Genomic DNA, 1,785 nt, shown 5'->3' with positions numbered 1-1,785 from the left:
CGCTGGCGGTGCCCGACGGCGCGATCGTCGAACAGAATTTCGATTACGACCTGCTCAGCCCGACCAGCCTGATGCAGAATGCGGTCGGCGAGACGATCACGCTGGTCCGCACCAATCCCGCGACCGGCGCCGAGACGCGCGAGCGGGCCAAGGTGCTGGCGGTCAACGGCGGCGTCGTGCTCCAGATCGGCGAGCGGATCGAGGTGCTGCGCGACGACGGCCTGCCCGCGCGCGCGGTGTTCGACCGCATCCCCGCCAACCTGCGCGCGCGGCCGACGCTGTCGGTGACGTTGGCGAGCGAGCGCGGCGGCGCGCGGCCGGCGACGCTGTCCTACCTGACGCGGGGGCTGGGGTGGCAGGCCGACTATGTCGCGCTGTTCGATGAAAAGAGCGGGACGATCGACGTGCAGGGATGGGTGACGCTGCGCAACACCACCGGCACGACCTTCAACGCCGCGCGGACATTGCTGGTCGCGGGCGAGGTGGCGTCGGCCGGGGACGACAACGGCTATAACCAGTACCGCCCACCCAATCGCGGGCGACCGGCGCCGGTGCGGCAGGCGGGGACCGAAACGTCGGACCGTGAACAGCTGGGCGATTTCTATATCTATCCGCTGGCCGAGAGGACCACGATCGCCGACAAACAGACCAAGCAGGTCAGTTTCCTGGACGTGAAGGGCGCGGCGGCGAGTTCGGGCTATGAATTCGTCAATCCGTGGCTCAATTCGGCGAAGGAACCCGTCAGCGCCGGATCGATGCTGCGCTTTGCCAACGCCAGTGCGGGCGGGCTGGGCGACGCGCTGCCCGCCGGGACGGTGCGGGTCTATGTCCGCGACCAGCGCGGCCAGCCGCAATTCACCGGCGAAAATGTGATCGATCACACGCCGCAGGGATCGCGCATCGCGCTGCGCACCGGTGATGCGTTCGATGTGAAGGTGCAGCCGGTGGTCGAATCGCGGACCGAACTTGGATCGGGTCGTTGGCGGACGGTGATGCGCTATACGCTGACCAACGCGCGGGCGAAGGCGGTGACGGTCGATCTGGTGCAGGCCGGGCTGGACTGGTCGTGGACCGACACCCGGATCGTCCAGGAAAGCCAGAAGAGCCAGCGCCGCGATTCCAACACGGCGGTGTGGCAGGTGGCGGTTCCCGCCAACGGCACCAGCACCGTCACCGCGACGTTCGACACCCGCTTCTGATGCGGGCGCTGCTCGCCTTGCTGGCGGGGATGCTGCTGGCCGGGCCGGTCGCCGCCCAGCCGGCACCGCCGACCACCGTCGCCGCATCCGCCCCGAGCAGGATCGCGGTGACGATCTATCGCGACCCCTTCCGGCGGCGCGGGCAGGCGATCAACCTGAACATGCCGCAGGGCTTTGCGCTGGTCAGCGAGACGCGCACCGTGCGGTTGCCGGCGGGAACCTCTGTGGTGCGGTTCGAGGGGGTGGCGGGCGGCATTATCCCGGTCAGCGCGGTGATCACCGGCCTGCCGGGCGGGACGATCGAGAAGAACCGCGACGCGAAACTGCTGTCACCCGCCGCGTTGATCGACGGATCGCTGGGCAACCGCGTGTCGCTGCGCCGCACCGACCGCGCGACCGGCGCGGTGCGGGAGGAGGACGCGGTGGTGCTGTCCGGGCCGTCCGGCGGCGTCGTGCTGCGTACCGCGAGCGGGGTGGAGGCGCTGCGCTGTTCGGGTCTGCCCGAAACGCCGGTCTATCGCGGCGTGCCGGCGGGGCTGTCGGCCAAACCGGTGCTGAGCGTGACCACGCGCAGCCCGCGCGCGAC

Annotated in this window: 1 protein-coding gene and 1 pseudogene; both read left to right on the top strand. The window is 70.0% G+C overall.

Going from position 1 to position 1,785, the window contains the following annotated elements:
• Window positions 1-1,199: DUF4139 domain-containing protein (locus tag VNR91_RS05680; RefSeq protein ID WP_325489808.1), on the top strand; the 1,199-nt coding region annotated here is incomplete at its 5' end.
• Window positions 1,199-1,785: pseudogene (locus VNR91_RS05675) on the top strand (hypothetical protein); the annotation flags it as partial. The gene VNR91_RS05680 and the pseudogene VNR91_RS05675, both read left to right, overlap by 1 nt.

Source organism: Sphingomonas sp. (assembly GCF_035555815.1).
Taxonomy (GTDB): Bacteria; Pseudomonadota; Alphaproteobacteria; order Sphingomonadales; family Sphingomonadaceae; genus Sphingomonas.
This window is presented reverse-complemented; position numbering and strand designations above follow the sequence as displayed.